The 22,147-nt window shown below is 60.9% G+C and carries 25 protein-coding genes; 14 read left to right on the forward strand and 11 right to left on the reverse strand.

The features are described from left to right. Positions 1–35: 35 nt before the first annotated feature. On the reverse strand, positions 36–569 hold the full coding sequence (locus AKG12_RS06490; protein ID WP_052818238.1) for a transglutaminase-like cysteine peptidase: 534 nt from the start codon (positions 567–569) through the stop codon (positions 36–38). A 674-nt stretch (positions 570–1,243) separates the two neighbouring features. Here AKG12_RS06490 and AKG12_RS06495 point away from each other — a divergent pair. Beyond that, complete coding sequence (locus AKG12_RS06495; RefSeq protein ID WP_046801507.1) at positions 1,244–1,828, forward strand: transglycosylase SLT domain-containing protein; 585 nt, start codon at positions 1,244–1,246, stop codon at positions 1,826–1,828. Between the two features lie 179 nt (positions 1,829–2,007). On the opposite strand, the gene AKG12_RS06500 is transcribed toward AKG12_RS06495, so the two are convergent. The 5 genes from AKG12_RS06500 to AKG12_RS06520 form a co-directional block, all read right to left on the reverse strand. Continuing rightward, complete coding sequence (locus AKG12_RS06500; protein ID WP_052818368.1) at positions 2,008–2,622, reverse strand: alpha/beta hydrolase; 615 nt, start codon at positions 2,620–2,622, stop codon at positions 2,008–2,010. 280 nt (positions 2,623–2,902) lie between these two features. Further along, a complete protein-coding gene (locus AKG12_RS06505) occupies positions 2,903–3,847 on the reverse strand; it encodes a VOC family protein (protein ID WP_046801508.1) in 945 nt (314 codons plus the stop codon). Positions 3,848–4,014: 167 nt separating this feature from the next. Further along, positions 4,015–5,091, reverse strand: a complete 1,077-nt coding sequence (locus AKG12_RS06510) for a siderophore-interacting protein (RefSeq protein ID WP_052818239.1) — start codon at positions 5,089–5,091, stop codon at positions 4,015–4,017. A gap of 70 nt (positions 5,092–5,161) precedes the next feature. Continuing rightward, entirely contained in the window at positions 5,162–5,875 is a 714-nt protein-coding gene (gene ung, locus AKG12_RS06515) for a uracil-DNA glycosylase (protein WP_046801510.1), read from the reverse strand. A 14-nt stretch (positions 5,876–5,889) separates the two neighbouring features. Beyond that, the gene (locus AKG12_RS06520) at positions 5,890–6,285 is read right to left on the reverse strand and encodes a VOC family protein (protein WP_052818240.1); all 396 of its coding nucleotides are present in this window, start codon (positions 6,283–6,285) and stop codon (positions 5,890–5,892) included. A gap of 252 nt (positions 6,286–6,537) precedes the next feature. On the opposite strand from AKG12_RS06520, the gene AKG12_RS06525 reads away from it, so the two are divergent. Next, positions 6,538–6,894, forward strand: coding sequence for a YbaN family protein (locus AKG12_RS06525; RefSeq protein WP_046801512.1), 357 nt, complete (start codon positions 6,538–6,540; stop codon positions 6,892–6,894). Between the two features lie 69 nt (positions 6,895–6,963). Here AKG12_RS06525 and AKG12_RS06530 read toward each other — a convergent pair whose 3' ends face one another. Genes AKG12_RS06530 through AKG12_RS06540 form a run of 3 tightly spaced genes read right to left on the reverse strand, consistent with a single transcriptional unit; the run spans position 6,964 to position 9,721 of the window. Then, positions 6,964–7,746: a heme ABC transporter ATP-binding protein gene (locus tag AKG12_RS06530; RefSeq protein WP_046801513.1), complete on the reverse strand. Its 783-nt coding sequence runs from the start codon at positions 7,744–7,746 to the stop codon at positions 6,964–6,966. Beyond that, on the reverse strand, positions 7,743–8,831 hold the full coding sequence (locus tag AKG12_RS06535) for a FecCD family ABC transporter permease (protein ID WP_052818241.1): 1,089 nt from the start codon (positions 8,829–8,831) through the stop codon (positions 7,743–7,745). The genes AKG12_RS06530 and AKG12_RS06535 overlap by 4 nt, the downstream gene beginning before the upstream one ends. Beyond that, positions 8,828–9,721, reverse strand: a complete 894-nt coding sequence (locus tag AKG12_RS06540; RefSeq protein ID WP_052818369.1) for a heme/hemin ABC transporter substrate-binding protein — start codon at positions 9,719–9,721, stop codon at positions 8,828–8,830. Before AKG12_RS06540 ends, AKG12_RS06535 begins: the two co-directional genes overlap by 4 nt. A gap of 196 nt (positions 9,722–9,917) precedes the next feature. Between AKG12_RS06540 and hmuQ the strand changes: the two genes are divergently transcribed. From hmuQ to AKG12_RS06575, 6 genes are all read left to right on the forward strand, one after another. Next, entirely contained in the window at positions 9,918–10,265 is a 348-nt protein-coding gene (gene hmuQ / locus AKG12_RS06545; protein ID WP_052818242.1) for a heme-degrading protein HmuQ, read from the forward strand. A 10-nt stretch (positions 10,266–10,275) separates the two neighbouring features. Beyond that, positions 10,276–10,800, forward strand: coding sequence for a heme utilization cystosolic carrier protein HutX (gene hutX / locus AKG12_RS06550; RefSeq protein WP_052818370.1), 525 nt, complete (start codon positions 10,276–10,278; stop codon positions 10,798–10,800). 332 nt (positions 10,801–11,132) lie between these two features. Continuing rightward, a complete protein-coding gene (locus AKG12_RS06560) occupies positions 11,133–11,909 on the forward strand; it encodes a YbaY family lipoprotein (protein ID WP_052818244.1) in 777 nt (258 codons plus the stop codon). A gap of 207 nt (positions 11,910–12,116) precedes the next feature. Next, entirely contained in the window at positions 12,117–13,001 is an 885-nt protein-coding gene (gene purU / locus AKG12_RS06565) for a formyltetrahydrofolate deformylase (protein ID WP_046801517.1), read from the forward strand. A gap of 45 nt (positions 13,002–13,046) precedes the next feature. Continuing rightward, positions 13,047–13,343, forward strand: a complete 297-nt coding sequence (locus AKG12_RS06570; protein ID WP_052818245.1) for a type II toxin-antitoxin system RelE/ParE family toxin — start codon at positions 13,047–13,049, stop codon at positions 13,341–13,343. Between the two features lie 4 nt (positions 13,344–13,347). Then, positions 13,348–13,653: an addiction module antidote protein gene (locus AKG12_RS06575; protein ID WP_026363923.1), complete on the forward strand. Its 306-nt coding sequence runs from the start codon at positions 13,348–13,350 to the stop codon at positions 13,651–13,653. Positions 13,654–13,665: 12 nt separating this feature from the next. Here the strand turns inward: AKG12_RS06575 and AKG12_RS06580 are convergent, their stop codons facing one another. Further along, entirely contained in the window at positions 13,666–15,060 is a 1,395-nt protein-coding gene (locus AKG12_RS06580; protein ID WP_052818246.1) for a sensor histidine kinase, read from the reverse strand. Further along, complete coding sequence (locus AKG12_RS06585) at positions 15,057–15,737, reverse strand: response regulator (RefSeq protein ID WP_010972345.1); 681 nt, start codon at positions 15,735–15,737, stop codon at positions 15,057–15,059. Before AKG12_RS06585 ends, AKG12_RS06580 begins: the two co-directional genes overlap by 4 nt. Before the next feature lie 80 nt (positions 15,738–15,817). Here AKG12_RS06585 and AKG12_RS06590 point away from each other — a divergent pair, with 80 nt between their 5' ends. The 6 genes from AKG12_RS06590 (at position 15,818) to AKG12_RS06615 (ending at position 22,116) form a co-directional block, all read left to right on the forward strand. After that, positions 15,818–16,885, forward strand: a complete 1,068-nt coding sequence (locus AKG12_RS06590) for an ABC transporter substrate-binding protein (protein WP_052818371.1) — start codon at positions 15,818–15,820, stop codon at positions 16,883–16,885. A 430-nt stretch (positions 16,886–17,315) separates the two neighbouring features. Next, the gene (locus AKG12_RS06595) at positions 17,316–18,260 is read left to right on the forward strand and encodes a Bug family tripartite tricarboxylate transporter substrate binding protein (RefSeq protein ID WP_046801524.1); all 945 of its coding nucleotides are present in this window, start codon (positions 17,316–17,318) and stop codon (positions 18,258–18,260) included. Further along, on the forward strand, positions 18,257–18,751 hold the full coding sequence (locus AKG12_RS06600; RefSeq protein WP_046801525.1) for a tripartite tricarboxylate transporter TctB family protein: 495 nt from the start codon (positions 18,257–18,259) through the stop codon (positions 18,749–18,751). The genes AKG12_RS06595 and AKG12_RS06600 overlap by 4 nt, the downstream gene beginning before the upstream one ends. Before the next feature lie 106 nt (positions 18,752–18,857). Then, positions 18,858–20,375 carry a tripartite tricarboxylate transporter permease gene (locus AKG12_RS06605; RefSeq protein ID WP_052818247.1) on the forward strand — a complete coding sequence of 506 codons (1,518 nt, stop codon included), beginning with the start codon at positions 18,858–18,860 and terminating at the stop codon, positions 20,373–20,375. Positions 20,376–20,503: 128 nt separating this feature from the next. Further along, on the forward strand, positions 20,504–20,764 hold the full coding sequence (locus AKG12_RS06610; RefSeq protein WP_052818248.1) for a hypothetical protein: 261 nt from the start codon (positions 20,504–20,506) through the stop codon (positions 20,762–20,764). Between the two features lie 416 nt (positions 20,765–21,180). Then, entirely contained in the window at positions 21,181–22,116 is a 936-nt protein-coding gene (locus tag AKG12_RS06615) for a siderophore ABC transporter substrate-binding protein (protein WP_046801608.1), read from the forward strand. The last annotated feature ends 31 nt before the right edge of the window (positions 22,117–22,147 follow it).

Below are 22,147 nucleotides of genomic sequence, written 5' to 3' on the forward strand. Positions count from 1 at the left end.
AACCGGCGTAGTCTGGCAGGCATGAAGAGATGGGCTTAAAGCGCGGTTTCGCGCTCCGCCGGAGAAAAGACGGCATTGCCGAGAACGATATCGCCCTTGTCGGTGGTAACGATCAGCACTTTTTCGAGCGATCCGTCATTGTTCAGCGAAAAGGCGAGGCGCAGCGCGCTCGAAGACCAGCCGGCACCGGCCAGCGCCGTGCGCTTGATGGCGGCGCAATCACCACAATCGCCAAGGCTTAACGAAGGTGTTGAGGGCACATCGGTTGCGAAGCCGGAAAAATAATCATCGAGCGCACCCATGGTGGCGTTTACATCGCGGTTGACGCGCAACAGTTCCTCACGACGCTCGCCGTTAAGCGGCGCGGCAATCGTCGAAACACATTGGCCGGCGGAAAGAACACAGCCATCAAAACCGCCCGGCGCCGAAACACCGATCTCAGTTACCGCGCTCTTTTCAACAGCGGCAAAACCACGGGCAAAACCGGCAGCACCCGCCGCATCGGCGTGGGTGGACATGGAAGCAACGACAATTCCGCAGATGGCAGCAGCAATAATCTTCTTCAACATTTCATACCCCGTTTGGCGATCCGCCGGCTTGTGCCGGTCTCGATTTCTGTTTTGTGGGAACGTCTCTTTTCAAAGGCGCTCTCCGTCTGTGATCCCACAATGGCACACGACTGTTTTCGAGCGCTTTAAGCCGATTGCTACAATTTTATCGGTTTTCATTTTTGTACAACGACCGCTTTTTATTCAAATATGCGCCGATATCACCGCCCCAATTCGGAAGCAGTGTTGAGAGGCGATAAATGGGCCGCATCGCTGCGGGGTGTTGAAAGGATGGTTGAGGGTTTGCAGGCGATGCGGCCCCGGTCTCAACATATACGCCGCCCGCCAAACGGGTTCCTGTTTGGCGGATGGACATATGCCGGCTGCCTTAACCGTGACATCGGGAAATTCCCCGGTTCGGCCGCCTGCCCCGTCCACCTTGCGCCGCGCGCACGCTCAATGACCGGGATGAGGAGATTATAGCGGGCCGGCCGGACCCGTGGACGCGCGGGGATAAATGTATCCCGAAAAAAGGCGCGCGGCAGAAGCGCAACGCACGTTTTCGCCCCATCCCGGCCACAGGAATTTTCAGCGGGTTAACAGGCCCTTGATCGACGGCATTTGAATTAACCTTGTCTTAAAACCCGACGTTAATGGTTAGCAATTTAAGAATAGCGGAACGAAAGGGTTCCGTTATGCGTGGCGTATTTGCCGTAGTTTTTCTGATGCTCGTTCTGGCCGGCTGCGCCACCGCACCGTCACAGGTCACCAATGCCTGTGCGATTTTCGAACAGCGGAACGGCATTTTCAACAACTGGCGACGTGATGCGAAAGCGGCCGAACGGGAGTTCGGCGTGCCCGTGCCTGTCATGATGGCGACGATCTACACCGAATCCGCCTTCCGTCCCTATGCACGGCCGCCGCGCACCAAGCTGTTGGGCTTCATTCCCTGGACGCGCCAGTCCAGCGCTTATGGTTACGCCCAGGCGCTGGATGGCACCTGGAGTGTTTACCAGCGCGAAACCGGCCGCCGGGGAGCAAGCCGCACGGATTTCACCGATGCCATCCACTTCGTCGGCTGGTATCACGCCAAGAGCCGCCGGGAAAACGGCATTTCGCTGAACGATCCCTACAATCTCTACCTCGCCTATTATTCCGGCCATGCCGGTTATGCCAAGGGCAGCTGGCGCAACAATTCCGCCGTCCAGAAGGCCGCCCGCCGCTCCGCCAACATGGCGCTGCGTTACGAGGCGCAGCTGCAGCAATGTGGATATCGCTGAGGCTCGGCGGGACTAGCTCCGTTGGGATTATATGACGGAGCAGCAAATCCTTCCTCCGTCACCCCGGACTTGATCCGGGGTCCAGTGCGATCAAGTCCTTGATCGCGAAAGACTCTTTCCACGGCGCAGACGCGCCGTGGCTGGATGCCGGCTCAAGGCCGGCATGACGGAAGACAGCATCACTCCCCGTAAATCGAGAGAAATTCCCGCACGGCATCGATTTCGTTCGAGCGAATTTCATGCCCGCCCGGATGCCATACCGTCTCCACGGTTCCACCCTGCGCCTGAAGGCTCTGTTCCAGCGCTGTCGTCAGCGGCACCGGGCAGATCGGATCGCGCTCTCCCGCCGTGATCAACACCCGGCGCGTGGGTTTTGCCGGGGAAATTTTCGGCTCGAACGGGATCAGCGGATGCATCAGCACTGCGGCATCAAAAAGCTCGGGCTGTTCGATCAGCACATTGGCGAGAATATTCGCGCCGTTGGAAAAGCCGAGACCGATGATTGGGCCGGACTGGTAATGTTCGCGGTTTGCCTTGACGAAATCCGCCAGCTTGTCGGTTGCCCGGGCAAGGTCGGCCATGTCGTAAACGCCCTCGCCCGTGCGCCGGAAGAAGCGCGCTGCACCATGTTCGGAAACATCGCCGGCGGGTGAGAGAATGGTGGCCTGCGGCAAAAGACGGGAGCCAAAGTCGAAGAACTGGTTCTCATCGCCACCCGTGCCATGCAGCACGACGAAAAGCGGAGCACCGGCGGCACCGGCGCGGGATTTGTGGAAATAGGTGTCCTTGTTCATCAGATAATCCTTTCTGGAAAGAGAAGGTTCAACAGCTTCCGCACAGCTTCGGCGGCCAAACGGAGCATTCTCATGTGGAACGAGCGGCTTGCGGCTTGCCGCCTGCTTCTTCTCCCCGCCGGGGAGAAGGTCGCGGCAGCGGGATGAGGGGGCAAGGGTCGTGAGATACGGCAACGTTGCCCCGTCATCCGACCCTTCGGGCCACCTTCTCCCCCAACGGGGAGAAGAAAGACGAGGCAACGTCCTGCCAAAACGCAATGGAGGGCTAAGTAAGAGCGGATTAAACCGCCTTCTCGTCCCCAAGCGGTTCCAGCTGCTTTTCCAGCGCGGAGCGCAGATGCGCATGCTGGCTTGGCAGCTTCAGCGCCTCGCCGAGATGGGCGGTATCCTCGTCGCGGTCGAAACCGGGTTCGTTGGTGGCCACCTCAAACAGCACGCCGCCGGGCGTGCGGAAATAGATCGCCCAGAAATAATCGCGGTCGATGACGGGAGTGACCTGATAGCCCGTATCCATCAGCGCCTGGCGTACTTCCAGCTGCTTGGCGCGGTTTTCGACCGCAAAGGCGATGTGGTGCACGGACCCCGCACCCAGCCGCGCGCCGGAGATATTCGGCATGGTTTCGATGTCGATGAAGTCGGCACCATTGCCGCCGGGAATACCGAGGCGCAGCACGCCATCCTGACGATCCACTTCCTGATAGCCCATGAATTTCAACAGCTCGGCAGTTGCCCCTTCATCGCGAAGACGCAAGCTGGCGCCCTGAAAACCATGGATCGCCTGATCTTCGCCGACACCATTGCCGGTCCACTGAGCGCGATTGTCATCCCTGACCTCGACCAGCGCGAAACCGTCTCCGTCAGGTCCGGCAAAATGCAGGCGCTTGTTGCCGAAGGCCTCGTCAGCCTTCAGGCCGTCAACACCGGCCTTTGAAAGCCGCTCCTGCCAGTAGCCGAGCGATCCCTCGGGAACGGAAAACAGCGTCGTGCCCACTTCACCGGTGCCGGGACGGCCCTGGGCAATATGCGGGAACGGGAAATAGGTCATGACGGAGCCGGGCGTGCCGACCTCATCGCCATAATAGAGGTGATAGACGTCAGGCGCGTCGAAATTGACGGTCTTTTTTACCCGGCGCAGGCCGAGCGTATCGGTGAAAAAGCCGTTATTCTGGCGCGCACTGGCCGCCATCGACGTGACGTGGTGCAGGCCCTTGATCTGGTTGAGCATGATAAACCCTTTTCGCCTGGCAGGCCTCGCAATCGGGCCCGCCCTGTTCATGGCGTAAAGATGGGGTAAGAGGCGCAGAAGGCATAGACCGGACAACGGGAACGGATTGTTCCCGATTGGTGAACGATAAAACTCACTGTTCAGCCGAATCCGCCATGCCGCAGACCTCAATGGTCGTCGGCAGCGCCCATGGCCCAGTAACCGACAGCCCGCAGCGACGCCTTGGGGAAGGCTATTTCATCGGTCAGGAAGGATTTTGCCGCCCTCGCCTCGGATTTTTCGCAGGCGACAAAGACATGCAGGCCTTCGTGGTCCGCACTCCAGGCGTGGTCGCGCAGCGCCTTTTCGATGAGGCCGGAGGTGCCGGCAGGCTTGCCGCGACGATAAAGCCATGTCCATTCGACATCGGCCGCGCAGACAATCTCCTGCCGCTCAGCCTCGTCGTCAATTTCAGCGTAGACGCTGAGCTTCTTGCCCACAGGCATTTCGGCTGCCATGCGCAGCATCACCGGCAGCGCCGTTTCGTCACCGGCAAAGACGTAACGCTCCGCCTCCGGGCAGGTGCCGCTTGGGCCGATGATGCCGAGAACATCACCCGGCTTTGCCGTCGCACCGAAGGTCGCGCCCGGCATATCGTCACCCTCATGCATGACGAAATCGATATCCACCTCGCCGCGACCAATATCGCCGGAACGGATGGTATAAACGCGCCGCATCAAAAGATCGTCGCCGGCAGGCCAGACGATGGCGCCGGTGGGTGCCAGGTAGGGCCAGACCGGCGCACGGGCCTGATCCGGCACCAGCAGCAGGCGGACATGCATGCCGCCGGTCACAAGTCTTTCGATGCCGCTTTCGACCGATACCACAAGCCGGCGCATATGCGGCGTGAGGTTATAGGCGCGGGCAACCTTGCCGATGAAGAGATTGGGCAATTCCCGCTGGTAGGCCCCATGGCCGCTCCAGCGGAAATCCAGCCCCGTCTCGCCGGAAAACTCGACAATATGCTCGGCCACCATGGCCTTAACCGACATCAGGATATGTTCGGAAATGCAGTTCACCCGCGCGGCAAAACGGCCGCCTTCGGCGCTGAAGCTGCCATGGCCATATTCGGTCTTGAAGCGCACCGTCGGCCCCTCACGCTCCATCTCCATATGCTCGGAAAAATGATCCTCGAAAGCATCGACGATCGACAGCGGATCGGGCAGCGAGACGGAGGTTTCTGCAGACAGGAGAGACACGGGCATAATCCTTCACTTTATAGTCCGGTTATCTTTAATCCCGGCAGCCGCAAAGCGCAAAGGTATTTATGAGTATCTAAAGAAGGTTTTTGTCGCTTCCCGCCGTTTCCGGCAATTGCCAGTCGATCGGCTGACGGCCGTGGGAGACGAGAAAGGCGTTGGCCTTGGAAAAATGCCCATTGCCGAAAAAGCCGTTATGGGCCGAAAGCGGCGAAGGATGCGGCGAGCGCAGCACCAGATGCTTGCGCTGATCCACAAAGGCCGCCTTTTTCTGGGCGTAGGAGCCCCAGAGCAGAAACACCACGTGATCGCATTCGTCATTGACGGCGCGGATGACGGCATCGGTGAACTTCTCCCAGCCCTGCCCCTGATGTGAGGCCGCGCGGGATTCCTCCACCGTCAGCACGCTGTTGAGCAAAAGCACGCCCTGTTTCGCCCAGCTCTCAAGAAAACCGTGACCGACCGGGCGGATGCCGAGATCGGCCTGCAATTCCTTGTAGATATTGACGAGCGAAGGCGGAATGCGCACGCCGGGCTGGACTGAAAAACACAGACCGTGCGCCTGGCCAAGCCCATGATAGGGGTCCTGTCCCAGAATGACGACCTTGACTTCATCCAGCGGTGTGAGATCCAGCGCCCGGAAATATTCGGCACCCTTGGGAAAGATGCGCTTGCCGGCTGTTTTTTCGGCAAGCAGGAAGTCTTTCAGCTTCAGCATGTAGGGGCTGGCGAATTCGGTGGAAAGAACGCGTTTCCAGCTATCCTCGAGTTTGACGCCTGCCTCTGCCATGATGTGCCTCTACCCTATTTGAACCGGTTGCCGCGCTGCAGTACTTCGATCTTGTAGCCATCAGGATCGCAGATGAAAAAGTATTTCGCGAAAGGCTGGCCCTTATAATCGGCTTCGATGATCTTGCCGGGCGAAAGCCCGATCTCGGTGAAGCGCTGGTGTTCGGCATCCACATCGGCAACGCTGACGGCAAGGTGACCATAGCCGTCACCCAGCGCATAGGGCACTTCGCGACCCCGATTGACGGTCAGCTCCAGCTCGAAATTGCCCTCGGCATTGCTGAGATAGATCAGCGTAAAATTCTCGAACTCGGCGCGTTCCGCAACCTCAAGCCCGAAAGCCTGCGTGTAAAATTCCACCGAACGCTTTTCGTCCAGCACCCGGACCATCGAGTGGATCAGCTTGGCCATGGTGTTTCCTTCTTCTTAACCCTTGGTGGTCCGGTTATGCTCCGGACATCGCGGCCCAAGGGGATAAAGACTGAGCGTCGCGCTTTCAACCCTAAACGCGACCTGCGACAGGAAGTAACGGTCCGATCACGCCAAATGTGATGGCAAAAACCGCCGGTTTTTCCGGTGTGGCTAGGGCCTGCGGCAACAAGGCTCGCGGTTTTCTCGCAGCCGCTCTATCATGAGTAGATAAGTCATGATACCGGCATAGCCATGCGCCTTCTATACCTCTGTCTTGGCTGGCTTATGGTCGCGACCGGCATTGTCGGCGCGTTTCTTCCCGTTTTGCCCACCACGCCGTTTCTTCTTCTGGCGCTCTGGTGCTTCTCCCGCTCTTCGCCCAGGCTCGAGGCATGGCTTCTCAGCCACCCCAGATTCGGCCCTTCGCTTCGGCGTTGGCGCGAACGTGGCGCAATCGCCCGCAAGGCCAAGATCGCAGCCTTGTCGGCCATGACGGTGAGTTACGCTGCCTTCTGGTTCCTCAGCGACCCGCCGCTTATGCGCGCCGCAATTGTTGCCGCCGTCATGCTCGGTTCGGCGCTGTTCATCGCCACCCGCCCGGAAAGCTGAATTTCAGACTTTCGAGCTTTGCCGCATTTCCGGACGGAAAACCGGCTTCCACTTTTCCTTGGAAAGGCCCTAGCGATGCCGCGACTGCGGCAGCACATAAGGAATATGCCGCGCCGGCAACCGGCCGACAACGCCGCCAATGCCGTAAACCCGCGCGATCGTCTCGTCGCTGATGGTTTCCAGCGATGGCCCGCTCGCCGTCACCCGGCCGCCATGCATGACGATAAGTTGATCGGCAAATTCCGCCGCAAGGTTGAGATCATGCAGGATGGCGAGCACGAGACCGCCACCAGCCGCAAAATCGCGCGCGGTTTCCAGGACCGCGATCTGGTGGCCGATATCGAGACTAGCCGTCGGTTCATCAAGAAATAGCGCCCGTACCTCACCATTTTCCACCGGAAAGGGCACCTGCGCCAGCGCCCGGGCAAATTGCACGCGCTGCTGCTCGCCGCCCGACAGCATGTTGTAGGAGCGCTGCTCGAACCCCCGCAAGCCGGCCTTGGCAAGCGCCCGGCGGGCCTGTTCTTCCGGCGCGCGCGATCCCTGCGCCACCGCCCCCATGCGGACGATTTCAAGCGCGGTAAAGGGAAAGGCAAGCTGGGTATTCTGCGGCAGCACGGCCCGCAGGCGGGCAAGCTGGACCGGCTTGAACAGCGGCAGGGCGATATCGTTATAGGTCACCGAACCATGTTCCGGATGCAACTCGCCACACAGAACCTTCATCAGCGTGGATTTACCCGCACCGTTCGGGCCGATGATGACATTGACCTTGCCCGGCTGCAGATCGACGCTGACATCGTCCAGCAGGCGGCGACCGGAGCGGATGAGGGTGATGTTTTCGGCCCGGATCATGATGCGTTCCGCATGGAAAAACCGCCGCGGCCCAGCAGCAGGAACAGGAAGACCGGCGCTCCGATCAGCGCCGTGACCACGCCGATGGGCAGTTCCGCCGGCGCCGCCACCGTGCGGGCGAAACTGTCGGCCAAAAGCAGCAATGCGGCGCCGCCTAGTGCCGATGCCGGCAGCAGGAAACGGTGCGACGGACCGATGGCGAGGCGCAGAAGATGCGGCACGACGATGCCGACGAAACCGATGGAACCGGCCGCCGCCACGCTCGCCCCGCAGGCGGCGGCAACGGCCAGGATGACGATCCGCTTCAGCCGCTGCACCGGAATGCCCATGTGGAAGGCGGCGGCATCGCCCAGAATCAGCGCATCCAGCCCGCGGGCGACGAAGGGGATGATAGCAAGCACGATGATGATGAACGGCAAGGTGGCGAGCACCTTGGCGGGTGTTGCCCCGCCGAGCGAGCCGAGCGACCAGAAGGTGATGTCACGCAGCGCCCGGTCGTCGGCGACGAAGATCATCAGGCCGGTCAGCGCACCGCTGATTGCCGCAACCGCAATACCGGCCAGAATGAGCGTGGTGGTGGAGGTGGCGCCATCCTTTGTCGCGATCAGATAAAGCACCCAAGTGTTCAGGAGCCCGCCGAAAAACGCCATCAGCGGCAGGAAATGCGGGCCGAAAAACACCGCAACCGTGGCAAGCGCGCCTTCACCCAACGAAATGGCGGCAACCGCAAACAGCGCTGCCCCCGAGGTGACACCGACAATGCCGGGGTCCGCCAGCGGATTGCGGAACAGCCCCTGCATCATCGCGCCGGAGACACCAAGCCCCGCGCCGATCAACATGCCGAGCGCCGTGCGTGGCAGGCGCACCGCCTCGAGAATGATTTTATCACGGGCGTCGAGCTCGGCCGCGCCGCCGGTGAGATAAGCCCAGAGTTCGGAGATGCCGACGCCCGTCGGTCCGCTGACCAGCGATACGCCACAGGCAAACAGCAGGATGCCGACAAGCACGGCAAGCGTGACGACCCCCTGCCGGGATCTGTCGCCGGCAACCCTGCCCTCAGCGGAACTCAAGGCAGCAAGGCTCACGGCTTCACCGCCTCCGGGTAAAGCTTCGCTGCCAGCTCACGGCCGGCGGCCGGCGTGCGCGGGCCAAAACCGATGAGATAAAGCCCGTCCATGCTGATCAGCGCCTTTTCAGCCGCGGCCGGCGTGGACTGGAAGGCGGGCAGCGCAAAAATCTCGGCCGCCTTGCCGGCATGGTCACCGCGCGCCATCGTCAGCACGACATCGGGTGCGGCGGCAATGACCGCCTCATCCGTCAGCGGCTTGTAACCACTGATTTCCTGAGCGGCATTAATGCCGCCGGCCATTTCGATGATCGCCGCGGCTTCCGTATCCTTGCCCGCCGCCATGACGCGGCCGCCGGCGCTGGAGAGCACGAAAAGAACGCGCTTCCTGTTCTTTTCAGGGACAGTCGAAACATCCTTGGCAAGCGCATCCAGTCCGGCCCTGGTGTCCGCCGCCAGCGCCTTCGCCTTGTCGGAAAGCCCCACGGCCGCGCCGACATCCTCGATCTTCTTCGGTATCGCATCGCCGCTTGGCGGCGTATCGACCGTGACGAAAGGCACCGCACTGGCCTTGAGAATAGCGACGACATCCGCCGGGCCGGAGCCGTCTTCGGAGAGGATGAGATCCGGTTTCTGCGACAGAATACCTTCCGACGACAGCGCCCGCATATAACCGATGTCAGGCTTGGAAAGCGCATCCGCCGGATAGCTGCTGGTGCTGTCGCGCGCCACGATGCGATCCTGCGCACCCAGCGCATAGAGGATTTCCGTCACCGTTCCGCCAACCGCGACAATACGTTTCGCCTCCGGATTACCCTTGTCCGAAGCCATGGCAGCCGGCGCGGCAAAGGCGATTGCGGCGGGCACGAGTGCGGCGAGAACAAGCGGGCGAAGGCGAAAATTCAACATGGCGTTATCCTGAAACACGACCAAATACGGGCGGGCGCGGCTTTGCCCGCACCATTTAACTTGAGTTATTTGCACATGCTTATGAGCCGCGCAATCAATAAGTGGAGTAAATTTGTTCGCTTTGTCGTGAGCCTCTTCCCAACGTCGCCGCGGCTGGATATCCTGACTGAAACTGGAAACTTAAAGGGAGAATTTCATGTTTATCGCAATGAACCGTTTTCGCGTCGTGCCGGGTTACGAGGAAACCTTCGAATCCATCTGGCGCGAGCGCAAATCGCACCTCAGCGAATTGCAGGGCTATATTGAATTCCACATGCTGAAAGGCCCGAAGGCGGACGACCATACGCTTTATGCCTCGCACACCGTGTGGGCCACCAAGGAAGACTTCCTCGCCTGGACGAAATCCGAACAGTTCCGCGCCGCCCACGCCAAAGCCGGTGATAACCGCGGCAAGGTGGAATATCTCTCCGGCCCGCATTTTGAAGGCTTCGACGTCATCATCCATGAAGACAAGAATGGCGAACGCCGTTCGATTGCCGCCTGAGGCACAGCAGATGAGCATTGCAGCCCAAAAGACCGATGACGACAGACAGGCGCGCGCCGCCGCCGCCCTTGCCGAAAAGCCTGACGGTATCGTGGAAGCCATCGCCGCCAAGGCCGAAGTAACACCGGCCGAAATTCTGGCGATCCTGCCTGAAGGATCCGCCGTGTCCGCTGCCGCCGACCGTTTCGACGCGATCTGGAGCGAGATGCGCAGCTGGGGCGAAGTCCTCATGATCGTGCAGACCGGCGATATCGTGCTGGAAGTGCCCGGCCACCTGCCGGAAGGCAGTGAAAGCCACGGCTGGTTCAACATCCACGGTGACAGCCCGATCGGCGGTCACATCAAGAAGGACAATTGCGCCGGCATCACCTTCGTTGACCGCGGTTTTCACGGCCGCCGCTCCTGTTCCGTCTGGTTCATGAATGCCGCCGGCGGCGCCATGTTCAAGATTTTCGTCCGCCGCGACGAGAACAAGGAATTGCGGGCCGAGCAACTGGCGAAATTCGAAGCGCTGCGGGACGGTTTCCGCGGCTGAGGTGAGCCGGAGGCTGCAGCCCGAGGAACTGCTTTCCGTGGCTGCGGCGACCTCTCCTAGCCCTCATTCCTGTGCTTGTCACAGGAATCTAGTCAGCCCAAGTCCTTGGGCTGAAAAGACTCCTCTGCCGCGTGGACACACGGGGGCTGGATTCCTGTGACAAGCACAGGAATGAGGGTGGCGATGCCTCGGCTCTCGCAATCGAACACGCCATCACCCACCCCGAACCTCTCCTCGAGCATTAAGGGGAACATCCATCGGTTCATCGCCCGTTCAGTGCCGTTTTCTATCATCCGTTGAAATTCGAACGGAAACCGCACGGAGCACGCCCCATGAATGATCGCCAGCCTCTTCTTTCGCGCCGCAGTTTTGCCGGGCTTGTTGCGCTCGCCCCGCTTTTTGCGGCAAGCGGCGCGGCGGCGGCACCGGCAAGCCTGCGCGGCACCGTCTCCTATCGTGAGCGCATCGCTTTGCCGCCGGGCGCGACTGTGACAGTGCGCCTGATCGATGTTTCGCTGGCGGATGCGCCGTCGCAGACCATTGCCGAAACCACCATCCGCCCACGCGGCCAGGTGCCGGTACCCTTCGTGCTGCGTTATGACGACCGCGATATCAGGGGCCGCCGCTCCTATGCGCTGAGCGCCGAAATCCGTGACCGCGACCGGCTGCTCTTCACCACCACGCAGCGCTATTCGGTACTGACAGGTGGCCGAGATAATACCGACCTCGTGCTGGAGCGTGTGGGTGCCGGCCCGGGCAGGCCGGAACCGGAAGCCGGCATTGACGGGCGCTGGCTGGTGCAGGATATCAGAGGCGAGCGGGTTCGTGGCCGCCGCCAGGCGACGCTGGAAATTTCCCGCGAGGGCCGCGTGTCGGCCAATGCCGGCTGCAACGGCATTGGCGGTGAAGTGAAAATCAGCCGCAACCGCGTCGATTTCGGCCGGATGATTTCCACCCAGATGGCCTGCGCCCCTGATATCATGCGCCAGGAACGGCAGTTCATCGATGCGCTGGAGGGCGCGCGCTCCTTCCGGCTGGAGCCGCGCCGCGGCACGCTGGAACTGATCGACGGCCGCGGCCGCACGGCCATGCGCCTGCGCCGCGCCTGAAATTGGGAACGACCCTGTCACGATAGCTCCCGCCGCCGTGCTGGCCGTGGAACATTCCATGTCGCTTCCGGCACGGCGCGGGTGCCTTTCCCGTTTTATGACTTTGGCTGCGTTCGTCTTGGCGCTTTGCTCTGCCGCCAAGCTGCGCTATGGAACGCGCCAAACCGCGCCGGTTCATGCCGGCGCGACGTCTTTGAGGGAAAACGCATGACATCCTATGTTCTGACAGTGGCCTGCAAATCGACCCGCGGCATCGTCGCCGCGATTTCCGGTTATCTGGCGGAAAAAGGTTGCAACATCGTCGACAGTTCGCAGTTCGATGATCTGGAAACCGGCAAGTTCTTCATGCGCGTCTCCTTCATTTCAGAGGAAGGCGCGTCCCTGCAGGCCATCACCGAGGGCTTTCAGCCGGTCGCGGAGAAATTCGGCATGCAGGCGGACATCTATCCGGATGGCCAGCGCATGAAGACATTGCTGATGGTGTCGCGTTTCGGCCATTGCCTCAACGACCTGCTCTATCGCTGGAAGATCGGCGCGCTGCCGATCGACATTGTCGGCGTCGTTTCCAACCATTTCGACTACCAGAAAGTCGTCGTCAATCACGACATCCCCTTCCACCACATCAAGGTGACGAAGGAAAACAAGCCGAAGGCCGAAGGCCAGCTGATGGATCTCATCGAGACCAGCGGCACGGAGCTTGTGGTGCTGGCCCGTTACATGCAGGTGCTGTCCAACGATATGTGCCGCAAGATGTCAGGCAGGATCATCAACATCCACCATTCCTTCCTCCCCTCCTTCAAGGGCGCCAACCCTTACAAGCAGGCCTATGAGCGCGGCGTGAAGCTGATCGGTGCGACAGCCCATTACGTCACCGCCGATCTCGACGAAGGCCCGATCATCGAGCAGGACACCGTGCGCATCACCCACGCCCAGAGCGCCGAAGACTATGTCTCGCTCGGCCGCGACGTGGAAAGCCAGGTTCTGGCCCGCGCCATCCACGCCCATATCCACCACCGCACCTTCATCAACGGCAACCGCACCGTGGTCTTCCCGCCAAGCCCGGGAAGTTATGCTTCCGAGCGGATGGGGTGAAACCTTCGTCATTGACGAAATGACAACCACAGTTTACATTCGGTCATGCTCACGATCCGGGAAACAAGCGAGTTTGCCGACTGGCTGGCGGGTCTGCGCGATGTGCAGGCGCGCGCCCGCATCGCACGCCGCATTTACCGGCTGGCGGACGGTAATCCCGGAGACGTGAAACCGGTTGGCGAAGGCGTCAGCGAACTCAGGATCGACCTTGGACCCGGATATCGGGTCTATTTTGTCCAGCACGGCGATGTCGTCATCATATTGCTGTGTGGCGGCGACAAGGCGTCACAGTCCCGCGACATCGCCAGAGCCAAGAAACTGGCCAGAGCGCTCAAGGAGTGAGACCATGCCACTTGTGACACGCGATTACGATGCTGCCCGTTATCTTGATAGTGACGAAGCGCTTGCCGCTTACATCGCCGACGCCACAGAGAGCGGCGACGCACAGGAACTTGCGCATGCGCTGGGCGTCGTGGCGCGGGCCAAGGGTATGACTGACCTTTCGAGACAAACCGGCCTTCCCCGCCAGACCTTGTACAAGGCGTTGAGCGGCGAGGGAAATCCGGAACTGGCGACGATTGCCAAGGTCGCGGACGCGCTGGGCTACAGGCTCTCGCTGGTGGCGAAATCGCCTGCAGACACGGCCGCCTGATAAACCGACGGGTTATGGCGCCTTTTCCGCTCCACCAAACACCACCCGCGCCCTCAGCCCACGCCCCTCCGCGCCGTCTTCCAGCATCAGCCGCCCGCCGAACAGCCCGGCGATCTCCTCGATGATGGCGAGGCCAAGGCCGGCGCCGGGGGCGGCGTTGGCTTCGCCGCGGGCGAAGCGCTGGCGCACCATGGCGCGTTTTTCAGGCGGAATGCCGGGGCCGTTATCTTCCACTTCCAGCCAGACGGCGCCCGCTTGCTCGCCGACGCGGACGGTGACTTCCGCACCGCGCCCGGCATAATTGATGGCATTGGAAACGAGGTTGCCGATCAGCTCACCGATCAAAAGCGGCTCGGCGAGAATGGTCGCCTCACCCTCGCCTTCGAAACCGAGATCGATGCCGGCATCTGCCGCGCGCGGCACGAAATCGGCAGTCACGTTCTGTGCAACGGCCACGAGGTCTATCGCAGAAAAATCATGCTTTTCGCTGGAGCCGGCAGCATCGATGTTCGCCATGCGTAGCAGCTGGGCGAGGATATGTTCGGCATGCGCCACAGACGCCCCGCCCTTCAGCGCCGCCGCCTGTGCTTCCTCTAAACTTCCCGCGCGGGCGGAAAGGGCTAGCTGGGTGCTGATGATGGCAAGCGGCGTGCGCAGCTGGTGGCTGGCATTGCCGGTGAAATGCCTGAGAGCATCGAGCGCCGATTGCAGCCGCACCATGAAGGAATTGACGGTTTCCACCAGATTTTCCACCTCCACCGGCACGGACTGGCGGATGGGATGCAGGTCGTTCGGGCTGCGCTCGGCAATGGCTTCGCTGAGCCGGTAAAGCGGCCTGAGAGAAATCGTCACCGCGATCCAGACGATGATCGCCGCCCCCACGATCATCAAGAGCAGCCGCAGTGCCGAACGCAGGATGATGGCCTGCGCCAGCTGGCTGCGGGCAATGGTGGTTTCGGCGACCGTCACGGAAAACGGCACGGAATTGATGCCGGTGGAGGCAAAGCGGCGGATCGCGGCGATGCGGATCGGCTCATCGCGAAACACCGCATCACGATAGGCGGGGGTATCACCCTTCGGGTTCTCCACCGTCGGCAGGTTCTGGTAGCCGGTGAGGAATTGCCCGTTCGGCCCATCGACACGGTAGAATACCCGGTCCTGCGCCGCAGATGTCAGCATTTCCAGCGCCACATAGGGGATGTCGACTTCCAGCGAACCATCCTCGGCCACCACCACCCGCTCGGCAATGGCAAGTGCGGAACCGGAAAGCACCCGGTCGGAGACGACATTGGCGGTATTGACCGCCTCGCGCCAGGTATCGGTCAGCGCAACGCAGCCGATGATGGCAGTGGAAATGAGAAGCCAGCCTAAAAGTCGCCGCCTGAGCGAATAGGCGGCCTGTCTCATTCAGCCATCTCCGGCAGCTTTTCGAGATAATAACCGATGCCGCGTGCGGTCTTCACCGTCAGCCCGTGGGGAGCGAGCCGCTTGCGCAGGCGGCTGACATATTGCTCGATGGCATTGGCGGAAATATCGTCGTCGAAGCCTGTCAGCGATTGCACGATCGCTTCCTTGGCGACGACCTTGCCCGCCCGCATGAACAGCACTTCCAGCAGCGCCACTTCGCGCGCCGGAATATCGAGCGGACGCCCATCCGCCGAAAAGGTGCGCGATGTCAGATCGAACAGAACCTTGCCGAAACTGAGCGCGGAAGAGCGCAGCCCGGCATTGCGGCGCAAGAGCACCCGCACCCGCGCCTCGAATTCGGTGATATCGAAGGGCTTGATCATGTAGTCGTCAGCGCCGAGATCCAGCCCCTTGACCTTTTCCTCCGGCGTGCCGCGCGCAGTCAGGATCAGCACCGCCGCCTTGTCTTGGCGCGAACGCATGGAGCGCAGCACCTCGATACCATCCATCTCCGGCAGGTTGAGATCGAGAATGACCAGATCGAAACTTTCAGCCGCAATCGCCGCATCGGCGGAAGCGCCGTCGGAAACCACGTCCACCGCGTAACCGCTGCCCCGCAGCAGCGCCGACAACCCCTCCGACAGCACCTGATTGTCCTCGACCAGCAAAATACGCAAATCTTCCCTCCCGCGATGTCCTAATTTAACCAAGCCCTTGCCGCTTGTGAATGGCAAGCGCCTGCGGCATGATCTTTTCCATGCGTATCTGCCTTCTTCTTTGCCTCTGTCTTTGCATGGCCTCGCCCGGGCTTGCCCAGGTTGCCGTTTTTCCGGCCCCATCTGGCAAGCCGGACGCGCAAACGCTGGTAGTCTATTCCTCTCTGGATGAACCTTTGGCAACGCCGATGATCGAGGGTTTCCAGAAGGCCAATCCCGATATCGCCGTCCATTACGAGGACATGCTGACCGGCGAAATCTACGACCGCATCGTCAAGGAAACCGATGCCGGCAAAAAGACCGCCGATTTCGCCTTCTCCTCCGCCATGGATCTGCAGGTAAAACTGAGCAATGACGGTTACGCCCAGCGTTCGGATCTCGCCATGAGCGCGCGCTGGCCCGCCTGGGCGAATTGGCGCAACACCGCCTATGCGCTGACCTTCGAGCCGGCGGTCTTCGTCTATCACAAGCCGAGCTTCACCACCGAAAAACCGCCCGCCACCCGCGCAGAATTCGTCAATTACCTCGAACACCATGCCAAGGAGGTATATGGCCGCATCGCCACCTACGATATTGAGCGCTCCGGTGTCGGCTTCCTGTTCATGTCGCGGGACCAGGAGCAATTCGGCGATATATGGAACGTCATCAAGGCCATGGGGGCCGCCGGCGTAAAGGTCTATTCCACCTCCTCGGCCATTCTGGAACGCGTTTCCGACGGCCGTTTCGTGCTGGGCTACAATATTCTCGGCTCCTATGCGGCCGACTGGGCCTCGCGCCACCCCGATGTCGGCATCGTTTTGCCCAAGGATTATACCGTGGTCATGTCGCGCATCGGGCTGGTGCCGGAAGCCGCCGCCAATCCCGAACTCGGCCGCCGTTATCTCGAATTCTTCATGTCCAAGGAAGGCCAGACGATCATGGCCCGGCAATTGCAGATCCCCGCCGTCAGTCCGGAAGTGGCCGGCGAAAACACCGCCAACACCATGCAGGCCATCCACGGCGCACAATTGCGTCCCGTGCCCGTCAGCCCCGGCTTGATGGTCTATCTGGATCAGGTGAAACGCAGCCGCCTGATCGAGCGCTGGAACGAGGCGTTGCGCTCGCAGTAGGTTCCCCACCCCTCCCTCATTCCTGTGCTCGTCACAGGAATCCAGCCAGCCCAAGTCTTTGGGCTGACGGGACTCTTCTCGCCGCACAGACGTGCGTCGACTGGATTCCTGTGACAGGCACAGGAATGAGGGTGGAGTGAACATCGACGGCGCAAAACAAAGTCGTCCCACACGCCACAGTAGACGTCCGATACAAATTAATAGAGAGTAAATGCGCAAGGACTTGCGTAGCGTCAGTTAGATGACAGCTTTTTGTGATGCTCTGCAATCCTTCTTCATTCCGTGGAGGCGGAAGAAGATGCGGGAGGAAATCTGAACGATCGCCAAGGCCCTGCGCTTGAGTTTTCAGCGCTGGACAGATGCGCTCTGAAGCCCCCCGCATAAAACGAAAAACGACGCCCAAAAGGGCATCCTGAGGAGGGTTTTCTACGTGAAACATTTTCTTATCGGCACATTTCTGGCGGGCGTGATCGCTCTTCCGGCGGTTGCAGCGGATTACACCATCATTGCCCCGGCCAACCCCGGCGGCGGCTGGGACCAGACCGCGCGTTCCCTGCAGACCGTGCTGCAGGAAGAAGGCATTTCCAAGAGCGTTCAGGTGCAGAACGTACCGGGCGCCGGCGGCACCATCGGTCTTGCGCAGTTCGCCAGCCAGCAGAAGGGCAACCCGAACGCCCTCATCGTCGGCGGTTACGTGATGGTCGGCGCGATCCTCACCAACAAGTCGCCCGTCACCCTCAATGAAGTGACGCCGATCGCCCGCCTGACCGGCGAATATGAAGCCATCGTCGTTCCGGCATCCTCGCCGCTGAAGACCATCGGCGACCTCGTCGACCAGCTGAAGAAGGATCCGGGCAGCGTTTCCTGGGGCGGCGGCTCCGCCGGCGGCACCGACCATATCGCCGTTGGCCTTATCGCCAAGGCGGCCGGTGTCGATCCGACCAAGATCAACTACATCGCTTACTCCGGCGGCGGCGAAGCGCTTGCCTCGATCCTCGGCTCGCAGGTAACCGCCGGCATTTCGAGCTACGGTGAATTCGAAAGCCAGGTCAAGGCCGGCACGCTGCGCCTGCTCGCTGTTTCCAGCGAAGAGAAGCTGGAAGGCGTTGACGCACCGACGCTGAAGGAAAGCGGCCTTGATGTCGTGGTTCAGAACTGGCGCATGGTCGCCGCTGCTCCCGGCCTGACGCCGGAACAGGAAAAGGCCGTTAGTGCAGACGTCGAGAAGCTGGCGAAATCCGCCAAGTGGCAGGAAACCCTGAAGACCAAGAGCTGGATGGACACCTACCTTTCCGGCGACGAGTTCAAGGCACAGCTTGCCAAGGACACTGCCGCCACCGAAACGATCCTCAAAGACATCGGACTGGTAAAATGAGCCAGGGTTCCAACCCTTCACAACATCAAAAGCGCCGCCCTGATTGGGCGGCGCTGGCGATCGCCGTCTTCCTCGTTCTCATCGCCTCAGTGATCTTCTGGGACAGCGCCCGTCTCGCCAGCGTTACCGGTTATTCGCCGGTCGGCCCGGCAACCGTGCCTTACGCCATCGGCTTCTGTCTTGTCGGCCTGGCGCTCTGGACGGCCATTGAAGCCTGGCGCGGTGATTTTCCCGAACGCGACAAACAGGAAATCGCCCCGGTCATCTGGGTCGTCGCCGGCCTTGCCGCGCAGATGCTGCTGCTGAATGTGGCGGGTTTCTCCATTGCCACGGGTCTGCTGTTTGCCTTTACGGCGCGCGCCTTCGGCAAACGCAAGCTCTGGTATTCGATCCCCATCGGCATCGTTTTGAGCTTTGCCATCTGGTTCATCTTCGCGCGCCTGCTGCAGCTTTCGCTGCCCGCCGGACCTCTGGAACGGCTGTTCTTCTAACAGCCATTCCGACCAAAATTCGGGATAACAGGAACCGCCGGCGCGCGATGACGCGAATGCCAGCCGTTCCGCCCGCCCTTCTGCTCGACTTGGGGGACATCTGTCCATGAGTACGTTTGAATTCCTGCTGCACGGTCTTGAGGTTGCTGCCCAGCCCATGAACCTGCTCTATGCGCTGATCGGCGTCACGCTCGGCACCGCCGTCGGCGTTCTGCCCGGCATCGGGCCTGCGCTGACCGTGGCGCTGCTTCTGCCCGTCACCTACCGGCTCGATCCCGCCGGTTCGCTCATCATGTTCGCCGGCATCTATTATGGCGGCATGTATGGCGGATCGACCACCTCGATCCTGCTCAACACGCCGGGCGAAAGCGCCTCGATCGTGACCGCGCTCGAAGGCAACAAGATGGCCCGCAAGGGCAGAGGCGGCCCGGCGCTGGCCACCGCCGCCATCGGCTCCTTCGTCGCCGGCCTCATCGCCACCATCGCGCTTGCCTTCGTTGCACCCTTTATCGTCAAGCTGGCGCTGGTGTTCGGCCCGCGCGAATATTTCGCGCTGATGGTGCTCGCCTTCGTCACCGTTTCCTCCGCTTTCGGAGATTCGGCGCTGCGCGGCCTCACCTCGCTGTTCATCGGTTTTGCACTTGCCATTGTCGGCATCGACCAGCTGACCGGCCAGACCCGCATGAGCTTCGGCATTCCCGACCTGCTCGACGGTGTGGAAGTGACGACGCTTGCGGTGGCCATGTTCGCCATCGGCGAAACACTGTTCATCGTCGCACAGGGCAATAGCGGCGACGAAAAGGTCGAGGCCGTCAAGGGTTCGGTCTGGATGAGTGCACAGGACTGGGCGCGCTCGTGGAAACCCTGGCTGCGCGGCACGTTGATCGGCTTCCCCATCGGCGCAATGCCTGCCGGTGGCGCTGAAATCGGCACCTTCCTTTCCTACGCCACCGAAAAGAAGCTGACCAAATATCCGGAAGAATTCGGCAACGGCGCCATTGAAGGTGTTGCCGGACCAGAGGCCGCCAACAACGCCTCGGCAGCCGGTACGCTCGTGCCGCTGCTGACGCTCGGCCTGCCGACGACGGCAACTGCCGCCATCATGCTCGCCGGTTTCCAGCAGTTCGGCCTGCAGCCCGGCCCGCTGCTGTTCGCTACCAATCCGCAGCTCGTTTGGGGCCTGATCGCCAGCCTGTTCATCGCCAATCTGATGCTTCTGGTGCTCAACCTGCCGCTCGTCGGCCTGTGGGTGAAGCTGCTGACAATTCCGAAGCCCTGGCTCTACGCGGGTATCCTGCTGTTCGCCACGCTCGGCACCATCGGCGCCAACCCCTCAGTGTTCGAACTCGGCATGCTGCTCGCCTTCGGCATCCTCGGCTACATCATGCGTATCTTCGGTTATCCGATTGCGCCGGCTGTCGTCGGCCTGATCCTTGGCCCGCTTGCCGAACAGCAGCTTCGCCGCGCGCTCGCCATCGGCCAGGGCGATCCGATAGTGCTGCTCACCTCGCCCATCGCCGTCGGCCTGTTCGCTGTCGCAGCAGCCGCCTTCATCATCCCGCTGATCATGCGCATCCGCGGCCGTGGCGAGGTACTGTCGCAGCTTGCCGCCAACGAGGACTGATAACAAAGAGCCTCCCAAGGCAACTGGCCCCGTATCCTCGGATGCGGGGCCTTTTTTATTCACGCCAACGGGATGTGTGGCGCGAACGCGGCCATGATATAACTCCTGTCCAAACGCAGGAGAAAAACATGCGCAAGATCGCGATGATGATGGTTCTGGCCCTTGCCGGCTGCTCCACCGCCGCTCCCGATGTGGAACCCATTCCCGGCAGCATCACCTATGGCGGGCAGCCTCGCACCAAACTCACCAAATCCCCCGTCGGCAGCACGCTCAGCAACGAATTCGTCATGGATGACGGGCGGTTTGCAATGGAAACCTACCGCGTGCAGCCCGACCGGTCGCTGAAGCTGGAAAGACGCGAAATCATCGGCGACTGGCCGCCGAATTGAGGCGTGCGGACACGGACCGGGTTAGCGACGCGAGCGAAAACGGTGCTTCCGTCATCCTCGGGCTTGTCCCGAGGATCTGCTAAAGCTTTGATTTTATTCGACGTGGTTAGATCCTCGGCACAGGGCCGAGGATGACGTCGAGTGAATGTTCACCCTTCACCACCGACTTCAAAGAGACTGCAGCCTGTCCGGAAATTTAAACCGGACAGCAGTAGGTTTGTCCCGAGGATGACGTCCGGAGAGATTGCAAGCCATGCTCTCCCGCCCACACATTTCCCGCTCACCGCAATTCAGAACAATTCTAAAACATATTTTTGATTTCCGCCGACCTTGCCAATAAAGCTGATAGCGAACATCAAGTTAACCCGGCGGGCGCACTTCCGCCGGTCCAGAACCATATTGCAAGGGACATATTCGTGGCCATAAACTTCACCTTCCCCGTTCGGCTGCTGGCGGCAGCGGCCTTCAGCCTTGGCGCAATGACCGCAGGTGCTGAGGAAATGACGATAAAGCACGCGCAGGGCGAAACCGTGCTGAAAGCGGCACCGAAGAAGGTTCTGGTTCTGGATATTCCCTCGCTCGACAATCTCGATGCGCTGGGCGTCGAGCCAACAGGCGTCGTTGGCTCCAACCTGCCAGCCTACCTGCAGAAATACGCCGACGGCAAATATCTGAAGGTCGGCACGCTGTTTGAGCCCGATTACGAGGCAATCAATGCAGCCGAGGCTGATCTCGTCATCGTCGGCGGCCGTTCGCGGGCGAAATATCCTGACGTTTCGAAGATCACGCCCGCCATCGACATGTCGATCGATTCCAAGGAATTCATCAACAGCGTCAAAGGCAACATCACCAAGCTCGGCGATATCTTCGGCAAGCAGGAAGAGGCAAAGAAGCTCGACGCCGCCCTCGACGAGAAAGTCGCCAGGCTGAAAGAGATCGCCCCGAATTCCGGCACGGCGATGATCCTCCTGACCAATGCCGGCAAGGTCGGCGTTTATGGCCCGAGCTCGCGCACCGGCTGGCTGCACACCGAAATCGGCTTCAAGCCGGTCGCCGCCGACATCGATGACCGCTTCGACCGCGGCGACGTCGTATCCTTCGAATATCTGGCCGAAGTCAATCCCGAGTGGCTGTTCGTGATCGACCGTGACGCCGGTGTCGGCCGTGCCACCGACCCGGGCAAGGCCGCCGCACAGGTGCTGGATAACGAACTGATCCACCAGACCAACGCCTGGAAGAAAAAGCAGATCGTCTATCTCGATCCGCAGGCGGCCTATATCGTCAGCAGCGGTTACACGGCACTCAACACCCTGCTCGATCAGGTCTACAAGGCCGTCTCAGAGAAGAAATAACCCCTGCCGAACATCATCAGGGCTCCCGATG

The sequence above is a fragment of the Agrobacterium sp. SUL3 genome (assembly GCF_001263295.1).
Classification (GTDB): domain Bacteria; phylum Pseudomonadota; class Alphaproteobacteria; order Rhizobiales; family Rhizobiaceae; genus Agrobacterium; species Agrobacterium tomkonis.